Here is a 23,239-nt window from a genome sequence, read left to right on the forward strand (position 1 = left end):
GGCGGCTTTAGCGCGGTGGTCCCACCTGACCCCATGCCGAACTCAGAAGTGAAACGCCGTAGCGCCGATGGTAGTGTGGGGTCTCCCCATGTGAGAGTAGGGAACTGCCAGGCATCAAACAAGAAGAACCCCGTACCGTAAGGTGCGGGGTTTTTTGCATTTGTTTTCCCCCTCTCCTTGAAACTTTCTCACCTTTAGCTTGCAGACTCGACATTCACGCCAATACTGGGTATCGTTGGCTGTCTGGATGTCTAAACGTTTATACGTATGCTGTGAGGATACAAGGTTATGCCGATTCGGGTGCAGGACGAGCTACCAGCCGTCAATTTCTTACGTGAAGAAAACGTCTTTGTAATGACCACTTCACGCGCGACAGGTCAGGAAATTCGCCCGCTGAAGGTGCTCATCCTTAATCTGATGCCGAAAAAGATCGAAACAGAGAACCAGTTCCTGCGCCTGCTTTCGAACTCTCCGCTTCAGGTAGATATTCAGCTGCTGCGGATCGATGCCCGTGAGTCGCGTAACACGCCTTCTGAGCACCTGAACAACTTCTACTGTAACTTCGACGATATCCGCGAGGAAAACTTCGACGGACTGATTGTCACCGGTGCGCCACTGGGCCTGGTCGAATTCAATGATGTCGCCTACTGGCCGCAGATCAAACAGGTACTGGAGTGGGCAAAGGATCACGTCACCTCCACGCTGTTTGTCTGTTGGGCGGTACAAGCCGCGCTGAATATCCTCTATGGCATCCCTAAGCAAACCCGCACCGAAAAACTCTCCGGCGTATACGAACACCACATTCTTCACCCTCATGCATTGCTCACTCGCGGTTTCGATGACACTTTCCTGGCCCCGCATTCACGCTACGCCGATTTCCCAGCGCAGCTGATTCGTGACTACACCGATCTGGAGATCCTGGCCGAAACAGAAGATGGTGATGCGTACCTGTTTGCCAGCAAAGATAAGCGTATTGCCTTTGTGACCGGGCATCCTGAGTACGATCCGCATACCCTCGCGTCAGAGTATTTCCGTGATGTTGAAGCGGGTCTTAATCCGGATGTGCCGTATAACTATTTCCCGAAAAACGATCCCCAGAACAAGCCGCGAGCCACCTGGCGCAGTCACGGGAATTTGCTGTTTACCAACTGGCTCAACTATTACGTCTACCAGATAACGCCATACGATCTGCGTCACATGAATCCGACGCTGGAGTAATCTTCTGCTTTAAATGATCCTAAAGCGTTTCAGCTATTCACATCAGGCACCTTCGGGTGCCTTTTTTATTTCCGAAATGACGCTCAACATTTACGTAAACTTTAATTCTACTATTATCAATAAGTTGTACGTATTTTTTAATTAAAATGGAAATTGTTTTTGATTTTAGAAAAAATAGAGATAGTCTTAATTCTGCTGAGCGAAAACTACACAACGATCTTTCGTTCGCATTGGGGATGTGAATTTGGATCTTTGATGAGGAGCAGAGTGATGACTCAACAGGCAACGACGGTCGATGAACTGGCCTTTACCCAGCCGTATGGCGAACAAGAACAGCAAATTTTGACGGCAGAGGCGGTCGAATTTCTGACTGAGCTGGTGACCCGCTTTACGCCACAGCGCAATAAGCTGCTGGCGGCACGCATTCACCAACAGCAGGAAATTGATAATGGCAAGTTGCCTAGTTTTATTTCGGAAACCGCTTCCATTCGGCATGGTGAGTGGACAATCCGCGGCATCCCTGAAGATTTACAGGATCGTCGCGTTGAGATCACTGGCCCGGTAGAGCGCAAAATGGTGATCAACGCCATGAACGCCAACGTCAAAGTCTTTATGGCGGATTTTGAGGATTCACTGGCCCCGGACTGGCGTAAAGTGATCGACGGGCAAATTAACCTGCGCGACGCCGTTAACGGCACCATCAGCTATACCAATGAAGCCGGTAAAATTTACCAGTTAAAACCCAATCCGGCAGTTCTGATCTGCCGCGTTCGCGGCCTGCACCTGCCGGAAAAGCATGTCACCTGGCGTGGGGAAGCCATTCCGGGCAGCCTGTTTGATTTTGCCCTCTATTTCTTCCACAACCACAAAAATCTGCTGGCGAAAGGCAGCGGCCCCTATTTCTACTTGCCAAAGACCCAGGCCTGGCAGGAAGCGGCCTGGTGGAGTGAGGTCTTCAGCTATGCGGAAGATCGCTTCAACCTGCCGCGTGGCACCATTAAAGCCACCCTGCTGATTGAAACGCTGCCTGCCGTATTCCAGATGCATGAAATCCTCCACGCCCTGCGCGATCACATCGTGGGTCTGAACTGTGGACGCTGGGACTACATCTTTAGCTACATCAAGACGCTGAAAAACCACCCGGATCGCGTACTGCCGGATCGTCAGGTTGTCACCATGGATAAACCTTTCCTCAGCGCCTACTCGCGCCTGCTGATTAAAACCTGCCACAAACGCGGTGCCTTTGCGATGGGAGGCATGGCGGCATTTATTCCGAGCAAAGACGCTGAGCGTAACAATCAGGTGCTCAACAAGGTGAAAGCTGACAAGGAGCTTGAAGCGCGTAACGGTCACGACGGCACGTGGATCGCCCATCCGGGCCTGGCCGATACGGCAATGGAAGTCTTTAACCATGTGCTCGGCGACAACAAAAACCAGCTGTTTGTCACCCGTGATGACGATGCCCCAATCGCAGAAGAGCAACTTCTGGCGCCGTGCTCGGGTGAACGCACGGAAGAGGGCATGCGCGCCAATATCCGCGTTGCCGTGCAGTACATCGAAGCGTGGATCTCCGGTAACGGCTGCGTGCCCATCTACGGCCTGATGGAAGACGCGGCGACGGCAGAAATCTCCCGTACCTCTATCTGGCAGTGGATCCACCATCAGAAAACGCTCAGCAACGGCAAGCCGGTGACCAAATCCCTGTTCCGCCAGATGCTGGCCGAAGAGATGCGCGTCATTCAGGACGAACTGGGCGAACATCGCTTCAGCAGCGGACGTTTTGATGATGCCGCCCGCCTGATGGAGCAAATCACAACCTCAGATGACTTAATCGACTTCCTCACCCTGCCAGGTTACCGCCTGCTTGCGTAAATCCACCACATAACAATATGGAGCATCTGCACATGAAAACCCGTACCCAACAAATCGAAGAACTGAAGAAAGAGTGGACACAGCCGCGCTGGGAAGGCATCCGTCGCCCGTACAGCGCTGAGGAAGTGGTGAAGCTGCGTGGCTCTGTCAATCCGGAATGCACACTGGCGCAAAATGGCGCGGCGAAGATGTGGCATCTGCTACATGGCGGCTCCAAAAAGGGCTACATCAACAGCCTCGGTGCGCTGACCGGCGGTCAGGCGTTGCAGCAGGCGAAGGCCGGTATCGAAGCCATTTATCTTTCCGGCTGGCAGGTCGCGGCGGATGCTAACCTGGCCTCCAGCATGTATCCGGATCAGTCGCTCTATCCGGCAAACTCGGTGCCGTCGGTGGTGGATCGGATCAACAACACCTTCCGCCGTGCGGATCAGATCCAGTGGGCGGCAGGTATCGAGCCAAACGATCCGCGCTTTATTGACTACTTCCTGCCGATCGTCGCGGATGCAGAAGCGGGTTTCGGCGGCGTGCTAAACGCCTTTGAGTTGATGAAATCGATGATTGAGGCCGGTGCAGCGGCCGTTCACTTCGAAGATCAGCTGGCATCGGTGAAGAAATGCGGACACATGGGCGGCAAAGTGCTGGTCCCAACCCAGGAAGCGATTCAGAAGCTGGTTGCTGCGCGTCTGGCCGCCGACGTGCTCGGCGTGCCGACGCTGGTGATTGCCCGTACCGATGCGGATGCGGCTGACCTGATCACCTCTGACTGTGACCCGTACGACAGCGAGTTCATTACCGGCGAGCGCACCAGCGAAGGATTCTATCGTACCCATGCTGGCATTGAGCAAGCCATCAGCCGTGGCCTGGCGTATGCACCGTACGCAGACCTGGTCTGGTGTGAAACGTCCACGCCGGATCTGGCGCTGGCAAAACGTTTTGCCGATGCTATCCACGCCAAATACCCGGGCAAACTGCTGGCCTACAACTGCTCGCCGTCCTTCAACTGGCAGAAAAAGCTGGATGACAAAACCATCGCCAGTTTCCAGCAGCAGCTGTCCGACATGGGCTACAAATACCAGTTCATTACCCTGGCAGGCATCCACAGCATGTGGTTCAACATGTTCGATCTGGCGCACGCCTATGCACAGGGTGAGGGCATGAAGCACTACGTTGAAAAGGTGCAGCAGCCGGAATTTGCCGCGGGCAAAGACGGTTACACCTTCGTGTCTCACCAGCAGGAGGTGGGCACCGGCTACTTTGATAATGTGACCACGATTATTCAGGGCGGCACCTCCTCCGTCACTGCCTTAACGGGTTCAACGGAAGAAGCTCAGTTCTAATCTTTTCCCCCTCTCCCCTCTGGGGAGAGGGTTGGGGTGAGGGGGAATCTATGTCGCGTGGCCTGGAATTACTGATTGCACAGACTATTTTGCAGGGTTTCGATGCCCAGTATGGTCGCTTTCTGGAAGTCACCTCTGGCGCGCAGCAGCGCTTTGAGCACGCCGACTGGCATGCGGTTCAGCAGGCCATGAAGCAGCGTATTCACCTCTACGACCATCATGTGGGTCTGGTGGTGGAGCAGTTGCGCTGCATCACCGACGGTAAAAACCCGGACGCGGAATTTTTACTGCGCGTTAAGGAGCACTACACCCATTTGTTGCCAGACTACCCGCGCTTCGAGATTGCGGAGAGCTTTTTCAACTCCGTGTATTGCCGGTTATTTGACCACCGCTCTTTATCTCCTGAGCGGTTATTTATTTTCAGCTCCCAGCCGGAGCGTCGTTTTCGCACCATTCCGCGCCCGCTGGCGAAGGATTTTTTCCCCGATCACGGCTGGGAGAAGCTCCTGCACCGCGTGTTAACAGACTTACCGCTGCGCTTGCCCTGGGAGAATAAAGCCCGCGATATTGGCTTTATCATCGCCCACCTCCACGAATCCTTTGGCGAAGAGGCACTCAGCCACTGCCATTTGCAGGTCGCCAACGAGCTTTTCTACCGCAATAAAGCCGCATGGCTGGTGGGCAAGCTGGTGACGCCCTCCGCCACCGTGCCGTTTCTGTTGCCCATCCACCGTACCGATGACGGCGAACTGTTTGTCGATACCTGCCTGACCACCAGCGCCGAGGCCAGCATTGTGTTTGGCTTCGCCCGCTCCTATTTTATGGTCTACGCTCCGCTGCCTGCCGCCCTGGTGGAGTGGCTGCGTGAGATCCTGCCAGGCAAAACCACCGCCGAGCTGTATATGGCGATTGGCTGTCAGAAGCATGCCAAAACGGAAAGCTACCGGGAGTATTTGCGCTATGTTACCACCGCTGATGAGCAATTTATCGAAGCGCCCGGCATTCGTGGCATGGTGATGCTGGTCTTTACGCTGCCGGGGTTTGACCGGGTGTTTAAGGTCATCAAAGATACATTCGCGCCGCAGAAAGAGATGACCGCAGCGCATGTTCGTGCCTGCTATCAGCTGGTGAAAGAACACGATCGCGTCGGGCGTATGGCGGATACACAGGAGTTTGAAAATTTTGTGCTGGATAAGCGGCAGATCGATCCGGCTCTAATGGCCCTGTTACTGCAGGAAGCACCGGCAAAAATCACCGATCTGGGTGACAAAATAGCGATTAGTCATCTGTATATCGAACGTCGTATGGTGCCGCTGAATATCTGGCTGGAACAGGCCGACGGTCAGGCTTTAAAAGATGCCATTGAAGAGTATGGCAACGCGATTCGCCAGCTTGCCGCCGCCAATATTTTCCCGGGCGATATGCTGTTTAAAAACTTCGGCGTCACCCGTCACGGGCGAGTCGTATTCTATGATTACGATGAAATTTGCTATATGACGGAGGTGAATTTTCGCGATATCCCGCCGCCCCGTTACCCCGAAGATGAACTCTCCGGCGAGCCGTGGTACAGCGTCTCACCGGGCGATGTCTTTCCCGAGGAGTTTCGCCACTGGCTGTGCGCCGACCCGCGTATTGGGCCATTATTTGAAGAGATGCATGCCGATCTGTTTCGTGCCAGCTACTGGCGCGGGCTGCAAACGCGGATCAAAAACGGACATGTGGAAGATGTGTACGCCTACCGTCGTAAACAGCGGTTTTGCATCCGATTTTCTCCCTCTCCCGCAGGGTAAGGGCATCAGACCGCACTCAATCCTAACGAATCCCACCATACGCCAGCGTCACCTCTTTCGCCGCCTTAATCACCAGCGCACCCAGCTCGGTTACGCGGTCATCGGTCATACGCGAAATTGGTCCGGAGATGGAGATGGCGGCAAACGGTTCGCGATGCTCGTCAAAGATACAGGCCGCAATACAGCGCAGGCCCAGGGCATGCTCCTCGTCGTCAAACGAATAGCCGCGCTTACGGGTCAACGCCAGATCTTCTTTCAGATGCACCGGTGAAACCAGCGTGGCGTGGGTATAGGCGTGCAGCCCTTTACGGTGCAGCAGCCCCGTCACCTGTTCCTCGCTCAGCTGTGACAGAAAGGCTTTCCCCGCACCGGACGCGTGCATAGGCAGCTTACCGCCAATGGGGGCTGACATACGCATCAGCTGGGTACACTGTACCTGGTCAATGATAATCGCCTGATGGTCGCTCTGGTCGAGTACGGCCAGATTCACGGTCTCACCCGACTCTTCCATTAATTTGCGCAGGATAGGATGCACAATCGCCAGCAGGTTGCGGCTTTGCAGGAAGCTGCTGCCGACAATGAACGCATGGGCGCCGACTGCCCAATGCCCCAGCTCGCCAACCTGACGCACAAAACCAAGCTGCTGCATGGTGGTCAGCAGCCGGTGCGTGGTGGAGTTCGGCAAACCAGCCTGCTGAGCCAACTCCGTCAGGGCCACGCTGCTGTGCGACTCGGCTATCCACTCCAGCAGCTTCAAACCGCGCGTGAGCGATTGAACCTGTCCGCCCTGTTGTGCGGCGGGGGTGGCGGCAGGTTTTCTGCCGCGTTTCGCGGGAACGGTCGTGACCATGACGATCTCCTTTTTCTGTATCGTGGAAATCATTTTCGTTTTATTTGGTAATTTTGCAACCGTTATCCTGACTGATCGGAGGAGTGATGGTGAACATGTCTCATGTTACCGCCGTGTGACTTTTCCACCCTGCAAGATTGTGCCAGTATGGACCGCAGCCTTTTGGCCTGGTTGAGCGTTGTCGGGAGCAAGTGTGAGCAGCAAAGTAGAGCAACTGCGTGCGCAGTTAAATGAACGAATTCTGGTGCTGGACGGCGGCATGGGCACCATGATCCAGAGCTATCGTCTCAGTGAAGACGATTTCCGCGGCGAACGTTTCGCGGACTGGCCATGCGACCTCAAAGGTAACAACGACCTGCTGGTGTTAAGCAAACCGCAGGTGATTGCGGATATCCACAACGCCTACTTCGAGGCGGGTGCCGATATCGTTGAAACTAACACCTTTAACTCGACAACCATCGCCATGGCGGATTACCAGATGGAGTCCCTGTCGGCGGAGATAAACTTTGAGGCGGCGAAACTCGCCCGCGCCTGTGCCGACGCATGGACGGCCCGCACGCCGGAGAAACCGCGCTATGTTGCCGGGGTGCTGGGTCCAACCAACCGCACCGCCTCCATTTCACCGGACGTGAACGACCCGGCGTTTCGTAATATTACCTTTGACCAGCTGGTTGCGGCCTACCGTGAATCAACCAAAGCGCTGGTGGAAGGGGGTTCCGATCTGATCCTGATTGAAACGGTTTTCGATACCCTCAATGCCAAAGCCGCGATATACGCGGTGAAAGAGGAGTTCGAGGCGCTGGGCGTTGACCTGCCGATCATGATTTCCGGCACCATCACCGATGCCTCTGGCCGTACCCTGTCAGGCCAGACCACCGAAGCGTTTTATAACTCCCTGCGCCACGCTGAAGCGCTCTCCTTCGGCCTGAACTGCGCGCTGGGGCCGGATGAACTGCGCCAGTACGTGCAGGAGCTGTCGCGCATCGCGGAATGCTACGTTACCGCCCACCCGAACGCCGGACTGCCAAACGCCTTTGGCGAATACGACCTGGATGCGGACACCATGGCGGCGCAAATCCGCGAATGGGCTGAATCCGGTTTCCTGAATATCGTTGGCGGCTGCTGCGGCACCACGCCGGAGCACATCGCCGCTATGAGCAATGCCGTGGCCGGTCTGCCGCCGCGTAAACTGCCCGAGCTGCCGGTTGCCTGCCGTCTCTCCGGCCTTGAACCGTTGACCATCGGCGATGACAGCCTGTTTGTGAACGTTGGGGAGCGTACAAACGTTACGGGCTCGGCAAAGTTCAAACGGCTGATCAAAGAAGAGAAGTACAGCGAAGCGCTGGACGTTGCCCGCCAGCAGGTTGAAAACGGCGCGCAGATCATCGACATCAACATGGATGAGGGGATGCTCGACGCCGAAGCGGCGATGGTGCGTTTCCTCAACCTGATCGCTGGCGAGCCGGATATCGCCCGCGTGCCGATCATGATTGACTCCTCCAAATGGGAAGTCATCGAAAAAGGGCTGAAGTGCATTCAGGGCAAAGGTATCGTCAACTCCATTTCAATGAAAGAAGGCGTCGATATCTTCATTCACCATGCAAAGCTGGTCCGTCGATATGGCGCGGCCGTGGTGGTGATGGCCTTTGATGAAGTGGGCCAGGCCGATACCCGCGAGCGAAAAATTGAAATTTGCCGCCGCGCGTACAAGATACTGACTGAAGAGGTGGGCTTCCCGCCGGAAGACATTATCTTCGACCCGAACATCTTCGCCGTTGCGACCGGGATTGAAGAGCACAATAACTACGCCCAGGACTTTATCGGCGCGTGTGAAGACATCAAACGTGAGCTGCCGTATGCGCTGATCTCCGGCGGCGTGTCGAACGTGTCGTTCTCGTTCCGCGGCAACGACCCGGTGCGTGAAGCGATCCACGCCGTATTCCTCTATTACGCCATTCGCAATGGAATGGACATGGGGATCGTCAACGCCGGACAGCTGGCGATTTACGACGACCTTCCTGCCGAACTGCGCGATGCCGTAGAGGACGTGATCCTGAACCGCCGCAACGACGCCACCGAGCGACTGCTCGATCTGGCAGAAAAATACCGCGGCAGCAAATCGGACGACGCTGCCAATGTTCAGCAGGCCGAGTGGCGTGCCTGGGATGTAAGGAAACGGCTGGAATATTCGCTGGTAAAAGGCATCACCGAGTTTATCGAGCAGGATACCGAAGAGGCACGTCAGCAGGCCGCACGGCCCATCGAGGTTATCGAAGGCCCGCTGATGGACGGCATGAACGTGGTCGGCGATCTGTTCGGCGAGGGCAAAATGTTCCTGCCGCAGGTGGTGAAATCTGCGCGCGTGATGAAGCAGGCCGTGGCGTATCTGGAGCCGTTTATCGAAGCCAGCAAAGAGCAAGGTTCCAGCAACGGTAAAATGGTTATCGCCACCGTGAAGGGCGACGTGCATGACATCGGAAAGAACATCGTCGGTGTGGTGCTGCAGTGCAATAACTACGAGATTATCGATCTTGGCGTAATGGTGCCGGCGGATAAAATCCTCAGGACCGCGCGCGAAGTCAATGCTGATCTGATTGGCCTTTCCGGGCTGATTACCCCGTCGCTTGACGAGATGGTCAATGTGGCAAAAGAGATGGAGCGTCAGGGCTTCACCATTCCGCTGCTGATCGGCGGGGCAACCACCTCGAAAGCGCACACGGCGGTGAAAATCGAGCAGAACTACAGCGGTCCGACGGTCTATGTACAGAACGCCTCGCGCACCGTGGGGGTGGTCTCTGCGCTGCTCTCCGACACCCAGCGCGATGACTTTGTGGCACGGACCCGCAAAGAGTACGAGACCGTCCGCATTCAGCATGCACGCAAAAAACCGCGCACCCCGCCGGTGACGCTGCAGGCGGCGCGCGATAACGATCTGGCGTTTGACTGGGCGAGCTATACGCCGCCGGTTGCCCATCGTCTGGGCGTGCAGGAGGTGACCGCCAGCATTGAAACGCTGCGCAACTACATCGACTGGACGCCGTTCTTTATGACCTGGTCGCTGGCGGGCAAATATCCGCGCATCCTTGAAGATGAGGTAGTAGGTGAAGAGGCGAAGCGCCTGTTTAACGATGCCAACGACATGCTCGACAAGCTGAGCGCAGAGAAAACCCTCAACCCGCGCGGCGTGGTGGGGCTGTTCCCGGCGAACCGTGTGGGCGATGACATCGAAATTTATCGCGATGAGACGCGCACTCACGTGCTGACCGTAAGCCATCACCTGCGCCAGCAAACTGAAAAGGTCGGGTTTGCCAACTACTGTCTGGCCGATTTTGTCGCGCCAAAGCTGAGTGGTAAAGCCGACTACATCGGTGCCTTCGCTGTGACCGGCGGTCTGGAAGAGGATGCGCTGGCGGACGCCTTTGAAGCGCAGCACGATGATTACAACAAAATCATGGTCAAAGCGATTGCCGATCGCCTGGCGGAAGCCTTCGCAGAGTATCTGCACGAGCGCGTGCGTAAGGTGTACTGGGGCTACGCGGCGAATGAAAATCTCAGCAATGAGGAGCTGATCCGCGAAAACTACCAGGGGATCCGCCCGGCGCCGGGTTACCCGGCCTGTCCGGAACATACCGAAAAGGGCACTATCTGGCAGCTGCTGGACGTTGAAGCCCATACCGGGATGAAACTGACCGAATCTTTCGCGATGTGGCCAGGGGCATCGGTTTCCGGCTGGTACTTCAGTCATCCGGACAGCAAGTACTTCGCCGTGGCGCAGCTGCAGCGCGATCAGATCGAAGATTATGCACTGCGTAAAGGCATGAGCGTCTCTGAAGTGGAACGTTGGTTAGCGCCGAATCTCGGCTACGACGCCGACTGACGTCACTTTTCCTTACAACTAACAGGGCGCTCAATGAGCGCCCTGTCTCTTTCTTACGTTTAAACCCTTATACTGACCTAAGGAAAACGAATAACGATAAGGAGGATAACCTTCCGTGCTGACCCTGTTACATCTGCTTTCGGCAGTCGCACTGCTGGTCTGGGGCACCCATATTGTCCGTACCGGCGTGATGCGCGTGTTTGGCGCACGTTTACGTACCGTTCTCAGCAGCAGCGTAGAGAAGAAACCGCTCGCCTTCTGCGCGGGTATTGGCGTAACGGCGCTGGTTCAGAGCAGTAATGCGACCACATTGCTCGTGACATCGTTTGTCGCGCAGGATCTGGTGGCGCTGGCTCCTGCACTGGTTATTGTGCTGGGGGCTGACGTGGGTACCGCGCTGATGGCACGTATCCTCACCTTCGACCTCTCCTGGCTGTCACCGCTGCTGATATTTATCGGGGTTATCTTCTTCCTTGGGCGTAAGCAGACACGCGCTGGCCAGCTTGGACGCGTGGGAATTGGCCTTGGGCTGATCCTGCTGGCGCTGGAACTGATTGTGCAGGCGGTAACGCCCATTACCGAAGCCAACGGCGTGCAGGTCATCTTTGCCTCGCTGACCGGTGACATCATGCTGGATGCGCTGATTGGCGCGGTATTTGCCATCGTCAGTTACTCCAGCCTGGCGGCTGTACTGCTGACGGCGACCTTAACCGCCGCCGGGGCGATCTCCTTTCCGGTCGCACTGTGTCTGGTCATCGGGGCTAACCTCGGTTCTGGCCTGCTGGCGATGCTCAATAACAGCGCCGCCAATGCTGCCGCCCGCCGCGTGGCGCTCGGCAGTCTGCTGTTTAAGCTGGTGGGCAGCCTGATTATTCTGCCGTTTGTGCACCCACTGGCGAACCTGATGGACAACCTCTCTCTGCCGAAGGCAGAGCTGGTGATCTACTTCCACGTCTTCTACAACCTGGTGCGCTGCCTGGCGATGGTGCCGTTTGCTGAGCCAATGGCGCGCTTCTGTGAACGGCTTATCCGCGACGAGCCGGAGCTGGATGCGCGCCTGAAACCGAAGCATCTGGACACCTCCGCGCTGGATACCCCTGCGCTGGCGCTGGCCAATGCCGCCCGCGAAACGCTGCGCATGGGTGATGCGATGGAAACCATGCTCGAAGGCCTGCAAAAGGTAATGCACGGCGAGCCGCGGGAAGAGAAAGAGTTGCGCAGGCTCGCGGATGATATCAACGTGCTCTATACCGCCATCAAGCTCTATCTGGCGCGCATCCCGCAGGATGAACTGGCGGAAGAGGAGTCCCGCCGCTGGGCGGAAATCATTGAAATGTCGCTTAACCTTGAGCAGGCCTCGGATATTGTGGAGCGGATGGGCAGTGAAATTGCTGATAAATCCCTGGCCGCCCGCCGTGCGTTCTCCGTCGAAGGGCTGAAGGAGCTGGAAGCCCTGCACGAACAACTTCTGAGTAACCTGAAGCTGGCGATGCTGGTCTTCTTCTCAAGTGATGTGCCGAGCGCACGCCGCCTGCGCCGCAACAAACATCGTTTCCGTATCCTCAACCGCCGCTACTCGCACGCCCACGTTGAACGTCTGCACCAGCAAAACGTGCAAAGTATCGAAACCAGCTCCCTGCATCTGGGGCTGCTGGGGGATATGAAACGCCTTAACTCATTGTTCTGTGCGGTGGCGTACAGCGTGATGGAACAGCCGGATGAAGATGACGAGCGGGATGAGTATTAATCTCTGAAAGCGCCTCGCAAAACCCATTTGCGAGGCGTGACGCTTTATAAAGCGCAATTTACTATTCAGACCTTATATTTTGAAGGGAATAGAAAATGCTCGTTTATTACGCTACACTTCGCCAATTCATGCGCATTCCAATGGGGGTTCTCATGCGCACTACCCATGGCATTAAAAAATCAGTCAATGTTTCGTTAGCACCTGAAATTCTTGAAGAAGCGCGACGGCTGAAACTCAATCTCTCTGCTGTACTCACGGCCGCTCTACAGGAGCAGTTTCGTGCGCATCAGCGCGCAGAGTGGTTAGCAGAAAATAAAGCGTCTATAGAGGCCATCAACCAGTGGGTTGATGAAAACGGCTCCTTTAGTGATTTTCAGAGGTCGTTCTGATGGAGCAATATTTTGCTTATGAGAATGAAGGCAATGGGAGAAAAGCCTATCCATGGCTTATTAATATGCAGCACCCTGTTGCTAATGCGATGAAACATGTACTTGTCGCTCCCGCCGTTGAATTAAGCCTGCTGGGCGGCATTCGTCCGCCTGCGAAAGTGTGCCCTGTCGTTGAAATCGCGGGTAAGCCTTGCGTTGTCATGATGCATATGCTGTCAGGCATATCTTCAAAAGAGTTAGGTGAACGCGTTGCCGATCTCACTGACAACAGTGCTTCATTGCGGGATGCACTCGATTTTCTGATCAACGGTTACTAGGACTTTTTTGTCAGCCGCAAGGTAAGGTATATTTCGCCCTTCACAGGAGAAACTATGCTGCCAACTCAATCAACCCGATTAAACAAATACATTAGCGAGAGCGGGATCTGCTCACGTCGCGAGGCGGACCGTTACATCGAACAAGGTAATGTGTTCCTCAACGGCAAACGCGCCACTATTGGTGACCAGGTGATGCCTGGCGACGTGGTTAAAGTGAATGGTCAGCTCATCGAACCGCGTGATGCAGAAGACCTGGTGTTTATCGCGTTGAATAAACCGGTTGGTATCGTCAGTACCACGGAAGAGGGCGAGCGGGACAACATTGTTGATTTCGTTAACCACAGCAGCCGTATCTTCCCGATTGGCCGTCTGGATAAAGACTCCCAGGGGCTGATTTTCCTCACTAACCACGGCGATCTGGTGAACAAGATTCTGCGTGCCGGTAACGACCACGAGAAAGAGTATATCGTGACGGTGAATAAGCCGGTGACGGACGAATTTATCCGAGGAATGGGTGCAGGCGTACCGATTTTGGGCACCGTGACGAAGAAGTGTAAGGTCAAAAAAGAGGCACCCTTCGCGTTCCGCATTACCCTGGTGCAGGGCCTGAACCGCCAGATCCGTCGTATGTGCGAATACTTCGGTTATGAAGTGACGAAGCTGGAACGCACGCGCATCATGAACGTCAGCCTGTCCGGGATCCCGCTGGGCGAGTGGCGTGACCTAACGGACGACGAGCTGATTGAGCTGTTCAAACTTATCGAGAACTCCTCGTCCGAAGCAAAGCCGAAGGCCAAAGCGAAACCGAAAACTCAGGCGATGAAGCGTCCGGTCGTAAAGGCGCCTCAGGCGGAAGAAAAAGGGCGCGGCAAGCCGGGCAACGGGAAACGTTTTACCCAGCCGGGCCGTAAAAAGAAGGGGCGCTAATTAGCGCCTTCCACGGGTAGAGGTATTGGCCGACCACGAAAAGGTCGTTTCAGTATCCGGCTTATATGCCTGCTGCTTTTTCAGTTTGCGGGCTTTCTTCGCCTCGGCATCACGCTGCGCCATCAGTTTGTCGATGTACTCTTTTTTCACCTGATTGGTTTCGGCGTTTGTCAGCGTGCGGCCATGCGCGATGCGTGCGCGGTCAAGAAGCGTTTTAAGTTCACGCTGCTCGGCTTCCGTCATGTCTTTCTGGGTTAATCGTGGTGTCGCCATTGCTGAAGCCTCCTGAGAGAGAGGCTTCAGTGTAAAGCAAGTACCGTAAATTAACCCTGTTTCACCGCATCTTTTTTCGTTTGTTCATCAATCGGTTTACCGGACCAGTATCCCGCCAGTAGTGAACCGGACAGGTTATGCCAGACCGAGAAGAGCGCACCAGGCAGAGCCGCCAGCGGCGAGAAGTAGATTTTCCCGAGCGCCGCCGCCAGGCCGGAATTCTGCATTCCTACCTCAATGGCCAGCGTCCGGCAGGTGGATTCATCGAAACCAAACAGTTTCCCGCCCCAGTAGCCGCCCAGCAGACCAATGGTGTTATGCAGCACGATCGCGATAATCACTACAAAGCCCACAGATGCAATGTGCGACGCGGAACCTGCCACCACGGCGCTGATGATGGCCAGAATACAGACCATCGAAAACGCAGGCAGATACGGTTCAACGGCTTTCACCACGCGCGGGAACAGGTGGTGAATGACCAGACCCAATGCGATCGGGATCACCACGATTTGCAAAATGCTCAGCAGCATTCCCATCACGTCCACCTGGATATGCGCATCCACATACAAGCGGGTTAACAATGGTGTGGCAATGACGCCAACCAGCGTGGATACCGAAGAGATGGTCACGGAGAGCGCCACATCGCCTTTTGCCAGATAGATCATGACATTCGACGCGGTTCCGCTGGCCACGCTGCCCACCAGTACCATCCCGGCGGAGAGGTCGGGTGGCATCTTAAAGGCCATTGCCAGCAGCCAGGCCGCAAGGGGCATCACCAGGTAGTGCAGGAAAATCCCTGCGGCCACCGGAGCCGGGCGTGACAGCACGCGTTTAAAGTCGTCGATTTTTAGGTGTACACCCATGCCGAACATAATCAGCATCAGCAACGTAGTCACCCACGGACCAATGCCCGTGAACGTAGTGGGGGTGTAATACGCGAGTATGGAGAGCAGCAGCGCCCATAACGGGAACAGCCGGGTGATGGCGGATAACATAGGTATTCCTTGCAGTATTGTCGTGTTGTTTAGTTATAAAAAAGCCGGGTCTGTGCCCGGCTTATAGGTATTGTTTATCGTGCTAACGAATTTTATTCAAACAAATTCTGATGAAGTTTTTGCACAACCTGCTCCGCCTGCTCAGCTGGCACCAGGAAGCAGAGGTTGTAGCTGGAGGCACCGTAGCAAATCATACGGATATTGAACGGATCGAGTACCCCGAAGACCTCTTTGCCCACGCCACAGGCGCGCGACAGCTTATTACCGATGATCGCCACCAGCGCCAGGTTTTCTTCTACTTCCACGCGGCACAGTTCAGACAACTCAATCAGCAACGACTGCGTCAGCAGGGTGTCACCCGTTGAGGTTGAACCGGTGGTGTCCAGCGTCAGCGCGATGCTCACTTCGGAGGTGGTGATCAGATCCACGGAGATATTATGACGCGCCAGGATGCCAAACACTTCCGCCAGGAAGCCGCGCGAGTGCAGCATATTATGGCTGTGCAGCGTGACCAGCGTTTGCTTACGGCGCAGGGCCAGCGCGCGGAACAGCGGTGGGTTTTCGGTTTTCTTGCATACCAGCGTACCGCCCGCTTTCGGATCTTTACTTGAACCGACAAAGACCGGGATATCACTACGCACGGCAGGCAGCAGCGTTGCCGGGTGCAGCACTTTCGCACCGAAGGTCGCCATTTCCGCCGCTTCTTCAAACGCAATCACATCAATACGTTTTGCCGCAGAGACGACGCGTGGATCGGTGGTGTAGATCCCCGGGACGTCAGTCCAGATATCGACGCGGGTCGCGTGCAGCGCTTCGCCCAGCAGCGCCGCGGTGTAGTCACTGCCGCCACGGCCAAGCGTGGTGGTGCGGCCTTTGGCTTCGCTGCCGATAAAGCCCTGGGTGATCACGATACCCTCATCCAGGCGCGGGGCCAGCTGCTGATTGGTCAGCTCGGCCAGCGCTTCCACGTCCGGCTCGGCGCGGCCAAAGCGATCGCTGGTGCGCATGATTTTACGCACGTCGAACCACTGTGCCTGAACATGACGTTCACGCATGATTTCAACAAACAGCAGGGTGGACATGAGCTCACCGTGGCTGACCAGTTCATCGGTCAGGGCGGTGGAGGTGGCCAGAGAAGCGGCTTCTGCCAGCGTGGTGATATTTTCCAGCAGGCGCTCTACTTCCTCGCGGATCACGTTTGGATTCTGCAGACGTTCAAGGATGTCGAACTGAATTTTGCGCAGTGCGTCCAGCTTAACGAAGCGCTCGGTGGCCTCCAGTCCTTCAGACAGAGAAACCAGCAGGTTCGTCACGCCAGCAGAGGCAGAAAGCACTACCAGGCGGGTATTCGGATCGGCCAGCACCACATCGGCGCTGCGGTTCATGGCATCGTAATCTGCCACACTGGTGCCGCCAAACTTGGCGACCACAAAACTCGTCATAACAACCTCGTGTCAGGGAATGAATAAAGCGACCATGGCACAAGAATGAAACGAAAACAGGTGCAGGCGCAAAATACGGCCCTATAAATAAAATGCGGGGGAGGTCCTGTCAATGCCGGGATTATGCGGATTTTTCATGGGGGGGTACCCCTGAGAAACAGGACTTATAACAGGGCCATATTTTATGCTTCATTTTACCCGGTTTTGACCGACATTTCGCCGCCACGGGTGGGCGCGTCAGCAGCTATACTTTTCGGGTCTTTTCACCTGCGTTTGATGCAGGCCAGGGCAATGGCATAAAAACCATCACAATTTTTATTTGCAGGCGCTACAATCGACCGCAGTCACAATTCTCAAATCAGAAGAGTATTGCTAATGAAAAACATCAACCCAACGCAGACCGCTGCCTGGCAGGCACTACAAAAACATTTTGATGAAATGAAAGACGTCACTATCGCGGAGCTGTTCGCGAACGATGCCGATCGTTTCAACAAATTCTCCGCGACCTTCGATGACCTGATGCTGGTGGATTTCTCCAAAAACCGCATTACCGAAGAGACGCTGGCGAAACTGCAGGATCTGGCAAAAGAGACTCAGCTTGCCGACGCCATCAAATCCATGTTCTCCGGTGAGAAGATCAACCGCACCGAAGACCGTGCCGTGCTGCACGTGGCACTGCGTAACCGTAGCAATACGCCAATCATCGTTGATGGCAAAGATGTGATGCCGGAAGTGAACGCGGTGCTGGAAAAGATGAAAGCCTTCTCTGAAGCGATCATCTCCGGAAGCTGGAAAGGCTACACCGGCAAAGCGATCACCGACGTGGTTAACATCGGTATCGGCGGCTCTGACCTCGGCCCGTTCATGGTGACCGAAGCGCTGCGTCCATACAAAAACCACCTCAACATGCACTTTGTCTCTAACGTCGATGGTACCCACATCGCCGAAGTGCTGAAGAACGTGAACCCGGAAACCACCCTGTTCCTGGTGGCGTCTAAAACCTTCACCACCCAGGAAACCATGACCAACGCCCACAGTGCGCGCGACTGGTTCCTGAAAACCGCGGGCGACAACAAGCACGTGGCGAAGCACTTTGCGGCTCTGTCCACCAACGGTAAAGCGGTCGGTGAGTTCGGTATTGATACTGCAAACATGTTTGAATTCTGGGACTGGGTGGGTGGCCGTTACTCTCTGTGGTCCGCGATCGGTCTGTCCATCATCCTCTCCGTGGGCTTCGACAACTTTGTTGAGCTGCTCTCCGGCGCGCACGCGATGGACAAACACTTCTCCACCACCGCACCTGAGAAAAACCTGCCAGTGCTGCTGGCACTTATCGGCATCTGGTACAACAACTTCTTCGGCGCTGAGACCGAAGCGATCCTGCCATACGACCAGTACATGCACCGCTTCGCGGCCTACTTCCAGCAGGGCAATATGGAATCCAACGGTAAATACGTTGACCGTAACGGCAACGCGGTGGATTACCAGACTGGCCCAATCATCTGGGGTGAGCCAGGCACCAACGGTCAGCACGCGTTCTATCAGCTGATTCACCAGGGAACCAAAATGGTACCGTGCGATTTCATCGCCCCGGCTATCACCCATAACCCGCTGTCTGATCACCATCCGAAACTGCTGTCTAACTTCTTCGCTCAGACTGAAGCGCTGGCGTTTGGTAAATCCCGCGAGGTAGTAGAGCAGGAATACCGTGACCAGGGTAAAGATCCAGCCACCCTGGAACACGTTGTGCCGTTCAAAGTGTTCGAAGGCAACCGTCCAACCAACTCCATCCTGTTGCGTGAAATCACGCCGTTCAGCCTGGGCGCGCTGATTGCCCTTTATGAGCATAAGATCTTCACGCAGGGCGCTATCCTGAACATCTTCACCTTTGACCAGTGGGGCGTTGAGCTGGGCAAACAGCTGGCGAACCGCATTCTGCCTGAGCTGGGTGATGATAAGGCGATTAGCAGCCACGACAGCTCGACAAATGGTTTGATTAACCGCTATAAAGCATGGCGTGCGTAATTAAATCTTCATAAAAACGTGCCGGCGATATGCCGGCATTTTTTTATCGGATAATTCCTGATGTCTGTTATTTAGCTCAAATTCCCGTTCTGAGTTTTATCTGAAAATACCCTTTGACCGGTTAATGAGTACGGTTTATTTTAGGATTATACGGAGTAGTGATTTTACTGAGTGTAATTATATCTATTTGATTTTTATTTATTCTTTAATTTCTAAATTGTTCTTGTATTTCAATTTTATCCAATAGTCCGAAAACCCTTCCTCTATTTATCCGTACGGCAATCCCTCTGCTTTAGTTGTGTATACTCGAATCCGCCTGGAATTCTTTTCGGGCAAATCTCCATTCATTCATTGAAGGGAAATTGTTATGAAGAAAGTACTGTATGGCATTTTTGCCATATCTGCGCTTGCGGCGACATCTGTTTATGCAGCTCCGGTTCAGGTCGGGGAAGCAGCAGGGTCGGCTGCGACGTCTGCGTCTGCGGGGATTTCTACCGCAGCCAGCGCCAGCACCGTAAGCTCAGCCGTGGGTGTCGCGCTGGCGGCAACCGGTGGCGGTGATGGCTCCAATACCGGAACCACGACCACCACAACGACCAGCACCCAGTAATAGCGGGTGTTTTAATCATAACCACACTTCGGTGTGGTTATTTCGCCCCTTCGGAGAAGAGTCGTGAAGCGACCTGCAATCATCCTGATTTGCCTGCTGTTGCAGGCGTGCTCGGCCACCACCAAAGGGCTGGGTAATTCACTGTGGGAAAGCATGTTCGGTACACCGGGCGTGCATTTGACCGATGATGAACTTCAGAACATGCCGTATGCCAGTCAGTACATGCAGCTCAACGAAGGGCCGCAACTGTTTGTGGTGCTCGCTTTCGATGAAAACGGGCAGCAGAAATGGGTGACGCAGGATCAGGCCACCATCGTGACGCAACATAGCCGTATTGTGAAAACCCTGCTCGGTGGCGACAACCTCCTCGAGGTCAACAACCTCGCGGCCGATCCGCTCATCAAACCGAACCAGATCACCGACGGTGCAAGCTGGACGCGGACAATGGGGTGGACGGAACACAAGCAGGTTCGTTACGCCACCGCCCGCTCTACCTTCCGCTGGGACGGTACGGACAGCGTCAGGGTAGGCAGCGACGAAACTCAGGTTCGCGTACTGGATGAAGAGGTCACGACCGATCGGGCGACCTGGCATAACCGTTTCTGGGTGGATGAGGACGGGCAGATCCGCCAGTCATTGCAGTATCTGGGTGCCGGATTCTTCCCGGTCAAAACCACGCTGATCAAGGCCGCGAAATCATGAAAACACTTATTCGCGTTGCGCTGATCGCAAGCTTTGCCACACCGCTCGCCTGGTCTGCCGGGACGGTGAAGGTCTACACACCGGACAACGCGCAGCCCAAAACGTTGACGAACGCCGGGCATCTGATTGATCTCGTCGGCCAGCCAAGACTGGCAAACAGCTGGTGGCCAGGGGCGGTGATCGGTGAGCGGCAGGCAACGGTTGAGGCGGAACAAAAACACAAGGCGCTGCTCGCCAGGTTAACCGGGTTAGCAGAGCAGGAAGACGGTGACGATGCGGCAGCCATTAACAGCCTTCGCCAGCAGCTTCTGGCGCTGAAGGTCACCGGAAGACAAAAGGTCAATCTCGATCCGGATGAAGTCCGCGTGACGGAAAAAGGCAATCCGGCACTCGAGGGCGACTACACGCTCTGGCTCCCCGCGCAGCCTACCACCATCACCGTGATGGGGCTTATCAGCAGTCCGGGGAAAAAGCCTTTTACCCCCGGCCGCGACGTGGCGAGCTATCTCGACGAGCAGAGCCTGTTGAGTGGTGCGGATAACAGCTACGCCTGGGTGATTTACCCTGACGGGAACACGCAAAAAGCACCGGTCGCCTACTGGAACAAGCGGCATATCGAACCTATGCCAGGCAGCATAATTTTTGTCGGTTTTGCCGACCACTTCTGGACGAAGGCGTATGACGGGCTGAATGCCGATATCCTTCATTCCCTGATACAGCGGATACCGGAATAATGAAAAAAACCTATCTCTATAGCATGCTGGCACTGTGTGTGAGTGCCGCCTGTCATGCAGAAACGTATCCGGCACCCATTGGCCCGTCTCAGTCAGACTTCGGTGGCGTCGGTTTACTGCAAACCCCTACCGCGCGTATGGCGCGAGAAGGGGAAATTAGCCTTAACTATCGTGATAACGACCAGTACCGCTACTATTCTGCATCCGTACAGCTGTTCCCATGGCTCGAAACCACGCTGCGTTACACCGACGTACGGACGAAACAGTACAGCAGCGTGGACGCGTTCTCCGGCGATCAAACCTACAAAGATAAAGCCTTCGACGTAAAACTGCGTCTGTGGGAAGAGAGCTACTGGATGCCGCAGGTTTCCGTGGGGGCGAAAGATATCGGCGGTACCGGCCTGTTCGACGCGGAGTACATTGTCGCCAGTAAGGCCTGGGGGCCGTTTGACTTCTCACTGGGGCTTGGCTGGGGCTATCTCGGTACCAGCGGCAACGTGAAAAACCCGTTCTGCACTTACAGCGACAAATTCTGCTATCGCGATAACAGCTATCAGAAAGCGGGTTCCATTAACGGTGACCAGATGTTCCATGGCCCGGCGTCCCTGTTTGGCGGCGTGGAGTATCAGACGCCGTGGCAGCCGCTGCGCCTGAAGCTGGAGTACGAAGGAAACGACTACTCACAGGACTTCGCCGGGAAAATTGAGCAGAAGAGCAAGTTTAACGTCGGCGCCATTTACCGCGTCACCGATTGGGCCGACGTTAACCTCAGCTACGAGCGCGGCAATACCGTCATGTTCGGCTTTACGCTGCGCACGAACTTTAACGATATGCGACCGCACTATAACGACAACGCGCGGCCTGCATATCAGCCAGAGCCTCAGGATGCCATTCTGCAGCACTCCGTGGTGGCCAATCAGCTGACACTGCTGAAATATAACGCTGGTCTGGCCGATCCGAAGATTCAGGTGAAAGGCGATACGCTGTACGTGACCGGCGAGCAGGTGAAATATCGCGACTCGCGGGAAGGGATCGAACGTGCCAACCGGATCATCATGAACGATCTGCCGGAGGGGATCCGCACGATCCGCGTAACGGAGAACCGCCTGAACCTGCCGCAGGTGACGACGGAAACGGACGTGGCCAGCCTTAAGCGCCATCTGGAGGGCGAGCCGCTGGGGCATGAAACCGAGCTGGTACAAAAACGCGTTGAGCCGATCGTGCCGGAGACGACCGAGCAGGGCTGGTATATCGATAAATCGCGCTTCGATTTCCACATCGACCCGGTGCTAAACCAGTCTGTCGGTGGGCCGGAAAACTTCTACATGTACCAGTTGGGCGTGATGGCAACGGCGGATCTGTGGGTGACCGACCACCTGCTGACCACCGGCAGCCTGTTTGGCAACCTTGCCAACAACTACGACAAGTTCAACTACACCAATCCGCCGAACGACTCGAAGCTGCCCCGCGTGCGTACCCGCGTCCGTGAGTATGTGCAGAACGATGCCTACGTAAACAACCTGCAGGCCAACTACTTCCAGTACTTCGGTAATGGCTTCTACGGTCAGGTCTACGGCGGCTATCTGGAAACCATGTACGGCGGTGCGGGTGCGGAAGTGCTTTATCGTCCGGTGGACAGCAACTGGGCGTTTGGTATTGATGCCAACTACGTTAAACAGCGTGACTGGCGTAGCGCGCAGGACATGATGAAGTTCACCGACTATAGCGTGAAAACCGGTCACCTGACGGCCTACTGGACGCCGTCGTTCGCCCAGGACGTGCTGGTGAAAGCCAGCGTGGGTCAGTACCTGGCGGGCGATAAGGGCGGCACGCTGGATATCTCCAAACACTTCGACAGCGGAGTGGTGGTAGGCGGTTACGCCACCATCACCAACGTTTCGCCGGACGAATACGGGGAAGGGGACTTCACCAAAGGGGTGTATGTGTCGATTCCACTGGATCTGTTCTCATCCGGCCCAACCCGCAGCCGTGCGGCCATTGGCTGGACGCCGCTGACGCGCGATGGGGGCCAGCAGTTGGGTCGTAAGTTCCAGCTATATGACATGACCAGCGATAAGAACATTAACTTCCGCTGATAGCCCTTATCCTTTTCTGTTGTAGGCCCGGTAAGCGC

The 23,239-nt window shown here is 55.4% G+C and carries 18 protein-coding genes and 1 rRNA gene; 15 read left to right on the forward strand and 4 right to left on the reverse strand.

Annotated elements, in window-relative coordinates:
- The 5 genes from rrf to aceK form a co-directional block, all read left to right on the forward strand.
- Window positions 1-113: ribosomal RNA gene (rrf, locus tag ACTJJI_RS23085) — 5S ribosomal RNA — on the forward strand; the annotation flags it as partial.
- A gap of 175 nt (window positions 114-288) precedes the next feature.
- Window positions 289-1,218 (forward strand): homoserine O-acetyltransferase MetA, encoded by a 930-nt coding sequence (gene metA / locus ACTJJI_RS23090; protein WP_194516889.1) that lies wholly within the window; start codon window positions 289-291, stop codon window positions 1,216-1,218.
- A 270-nt stretch (window positions 1,219-1,488) separates the two neighbouring features.
- Window positions 1,489-3,090, forward strand: coding sequence for a malate synthase A (gene aceB, locus ACTJJI_RS23095; RefSeq protein WP_440655717.1), 1,602 nt, complete (start codon window positions 1,489-1,491; stop codon window positions 3,088-3,090).
- A 32-nt stretch (window positions 3,091-3,122) separates the two neighbouring features.
- Window positions 3,123-4,427 (forward strand): isocitrate lyase, encoded by a 1,305-nt coding sequence (gene aceA, locus ACTJJI_RS23100; RefSeq protein WP_014830257.1) that lies wholly within the window; start codon window positions 3,123-3,125, stop codon window positions 4,425-4,427.
- Window positions 4,428-4,477: 50 nt separating this feature from the next.
- Window positions 4,478-6,217, forward strand: a complete 1,740-nt coding sequence (gene aceK / locus ACTJJI_RS23105; protein ID WP_014830258.1) for a bifunctional isocitrate dehydrogenase kinase/phosphatase — start codon at window positions 4,478-4,480, stop codon at window positions 6,215-6,217.
- A 22-nt stretch (window positions 6,218-6,239) separates the two neighbouring features.
- Here aceK and iclR read toward each other — a convergent pair whose 3' ends face one another.
- Window positions 6,240-7,067 carry a glyoxylate bypass operon transcriptional repressor IclR gene (gene iclR / locus ACTJJI_RS23110; protein WP_013095025.1) on the reverse strand — a complete coding sequence of 276 codons (828 nt, stop codon included), beginning with the start codon at window positions 7,065-7,067 and terminating at the stop codon, window positions 6,240-6,242.
- Between the two features lie 193 nt (window positions 7,068-7,260).
- Here iclR and metH point away from each other — a divergent pair, with 193 nt between their 5' ends.
- From metH to rluF, 5 genes are all read left to right on the forward strand, one after another.
- Entirely contained in the window at window positions 7,261-10,944 is a 3,684-nt protein-coding gene (gene metH, locus ACTJJI_RS23115) for a methionine synthase (RefSeq protein WP_440655720.1), read from the forward strand.
- A gap of 115 nt (window positions 10,945-11,059) precedes the next feature.
- Entirely contained in the window at window positions 11,060-12,691 is a 1,632-nt protein-coding gene (locus ACTJJI_RS23120; RefSeq protein ID WP_013095027.1) for a Na/Pi cotransporter family protein, read from the forward strand.
- A gap of 95 nt (window positions 12,692-12,786) precedes the next feature.
- A complete protein-coding gene (locus tag ACTJJI_RS23125) occupies window positions 12,787-13,080 on the forward strand; it encodes a type II toxin-antitoxin system CcdA family antitoxin (RefSeq protein ID WP_014830260.1) in 294 nt (97 codons plus the stop codon).
- On the forward strand, window positions 13,080-13,397 hold the full coding sequence (locus ACTJJI_RS23130) for a CcdB family protein (RefSeq protein ID WP_014830261.1): 318 nt from the start codon (window positions 13,080-13,082) through the stop codon (window positions 13,395-13,397). Before ACTJJI_RS23125 ends, ACTJJI_RS23130 begins: the two co-directional genes overlap by 1 nt.
- A 54-nt stretch (window positions 13,398-13,451) precedes the next feature.
- Window positions 13,452-14,324 carry a 23S rRNA pseudouridine(2604) synthase RluF gene (rluF, locus tag ACTJJI_RS23135; protein ID WP_063425612.1) on the forward strand — a complete coding sequence of 291 codons (873 nt, stop codon included), beginning with the start codon at window positions 13,452-13,454 and terminating at the stop codon, window positions 14,322-14,324.
- Here the strand turns inward: rluF and ACTJJI_RS23140 are convergent, their stop codons facing one another.
- The 3 genes from ACTJJI_RS23140 to lysC all read right to left on the reverse strand — a co-directional run bounded on the left by ACTJJI_RS23140 (window position 14,325) and on the right by lysC (window position 17,034).
- Complete coding sequence (locus ACTJJI_RS23140) at window positions 14,325-14,597, reverse strand: DUF3811 domain-containing protein (protein WP_014830263.1); 273 nt, start codon at window positions 14,595-14,597, stop codon at window positions 14,325-14,327. It abuts the gene before it with no gap.
- A 50-nt stretch (window positions 14,598-14,647) separates the two neighbouring features.
- Window positions 14,648-15,592: a ketopantoate/pantoate/pantothenate transporter PanS gene (gene panS / locus ACTJJI_RS23145; protein WP_047360201.1), complete on the reverse strand. Its 945-nt coding sequence runs from the start codon at window positions 15,590-15,592 to the stop codon at window positions 14,648-14,650.
- A gap of 92 nt (window positions 15,593-15,684) precedes the next feature.
- On the reverse strand, window positions 15,685-17,034 hold the full coding sequence (gene lysC / locus ACTJJI_RS23150; protein ID WP_014830265.1) for a lysine-sensitive aspartokinase 3: 1,350 nt from the start codon (window positions 17,032-17,034) through the stop codon (window positions 15,685-15,687).
- 375 nt (window positions 17,035-17,409) lie between these two features.
- Between lysC and pgi the strand changes: the two genes are divergently transcribed.
- From pgi to ACTJJI_RS23175, 5 genes are all read left to right on the forward strand, one after another.
- Window positions 17,410-19,059 carry a glucose-6-phosphate isomerase gene (gene pgi, locus ACTJJI_RS23155; protein ID WP_014830266.1) on the forward strand — a complete coding sequence of 550 codons (1,650 nt, stop codon included), beginning with the start codon at window positions 17,410-17,412 and terminating at the stop codon, window positions 19,057-19,059.
- Between the two features lie 367 nt (window positions 19,060-19,426).
- Window positions 19,427-19,669, forward strand: a complete 243-nt coding sequence (gene yjbE, locus ACTJJI_RS23160; RefSeq protein WP_014830267.1) for an exopolysaccharide production protein YjbE — start codon at window positions 19,427-19,429, stop codon at window positions 19,667-19,669.
- 63 nt (window positions 19,670-19,732) lie between these two features.
- Entirely contained in the window at window positions 19,733-20,371 is a 639-nt protein-coding gene (locus ACTJJI_RS23165; protein ID WP_203461770.1) for a YjbF family lipoprotein, read from the forward strand.
- Window positions 20,368-21,105, forward strand: coding sequence for a capsule biosynthesis GfcC family protein (locus ACTJJI_RS23170; RefSeq protein ID WP_072094899.1), 738 nt, complete (start codon window positions 20,368-20,370; stop codon window positions 21,103-21,105). The genes ACTJJI_RS23165 and ACTJJI_RS23170 overlap by 4 nt, the downstream gene beginning before the upstream one ends.
- Window positions 21,105-23,201: a YjbH domain-containing protein gene (locus ACTJJI_RS23175; RefSeq protein ID WP_014830270.1), complete on the forward strand. Its 2,097-nt coding sequence runs from the start codon at window positions 21,105-21,107 to the stop codon at window positions 23,199-23,201. Before ACTJJI_RS23170 ends, ACTJJI_RS23175 begins: the two co-directional genes overlap by 1 nt.
- Window positions 23,202-23,239 lie beyond the last annotated feature (38 nt).

This window comes from Enterobacter sp. 22466, from assembly GCF_052044775.1.
GTDB lineage: Bacteria > Pseudomonadota > Gammaproteobacteria > Enterobacterales > Enterobacteriaceae > Enterobacter > Enterobacter dissolvens.

Coding starts and splice junctions, on each gene's coding strand:
- metA (WP_194516889.1), top strand. CDS start 289: ATGCCGATTCGGGTGCAGGACGAGCTACCAGCCGTCAATTTCTTACGT.
- aceB (WP_440655717.1), top strand. CDS start 1,489: ATGACTCAACAGGCAACGACGGTCGATGAACTGGCCTTTACCCAGCCG.
- aceA (WP_014830257.1), top strand. CDS start 3,123: ATGAAAACCCGTACCCAACAAATCGAAGAACTGAAGAAAGAGTGGACA.
- aceK (WP_014830258.1), top strand. CDS start 4,478: ATGTCGCGTGGCCTGGAATTACTGATTGCACAGACTATTTTGCAGGGT.
- iclR (WP_013095025.1), bottom strand. CDS start 7,067: ATGGTCACGACCGTTCCCGCGAAACGCGGCAGAAAACCTGCCGCCACC.
- ACTJJI_RS23125 (WP_014830260.1), top strand. CDS start 12,787: ATGCTCGTTTATTACGCTACACTTCGCCAATTCATGCGCATTCCAATG.
- ACTJJI_RS23130 (WP_014830261.1), top strand. CDS start 13,080: ATGGAGCAATATTTTGCTTATGAGAATGAAGGCAATGGGAGAAAAGCC.
- rluF (WP_063425612.1), top strand. CDS start 13,452: ATGCTGCCAACTCAATCAACCCGATTAAACAAATACATTAGCGAGAGC.
- ACTJJI_RS23140 (WP_014830263.1), bottom strand. CDS start 14,597: ATGGCGACACCACGATTAACCCAGAAAGACATGACGGAAGCCGAGCAG.
- panS (WP_047360201.1), bottom strand. CDS start 15,592: ATGTTATCCGCCATCACCCGGCTGTTCCCGTTATGGGCGCTGCTGCTC.
- lysC (WP_014830265.1), bottom strand. CDS start 17,034: ATGACGAGTTTTGTGGTCGCCAAGTTTGGCGGCACCAGTGTGGCAGAT.
- pgi (WP_014830266.1), top strand. CDS start 17,410: ATGAAAAACATCAACCCAACGCAGACCGCTGCCTGGCAGGCACTACAA.
- yjbE (WP_014830267.1), top strand. CDS start 19,427: ATGAAGAAAGTACTGTATGGCATTTTTGCCATATCTGCGCTTGCGGCG.
- ACTJJI_RS23170 (WP_072094899.1), top strand. CDS start 20,368: ATGAAAACACTTATTCGCGTTGCGCTGATCGCAAGCTTTGCCACACCG.
- ACTJJI_RS23175 (WP_014830270.1), top strand. CDS start 21,105: ATGAAAAAAACCTATCTCTATAGCATGCTGGCACTGTGTGTGAGTGCC.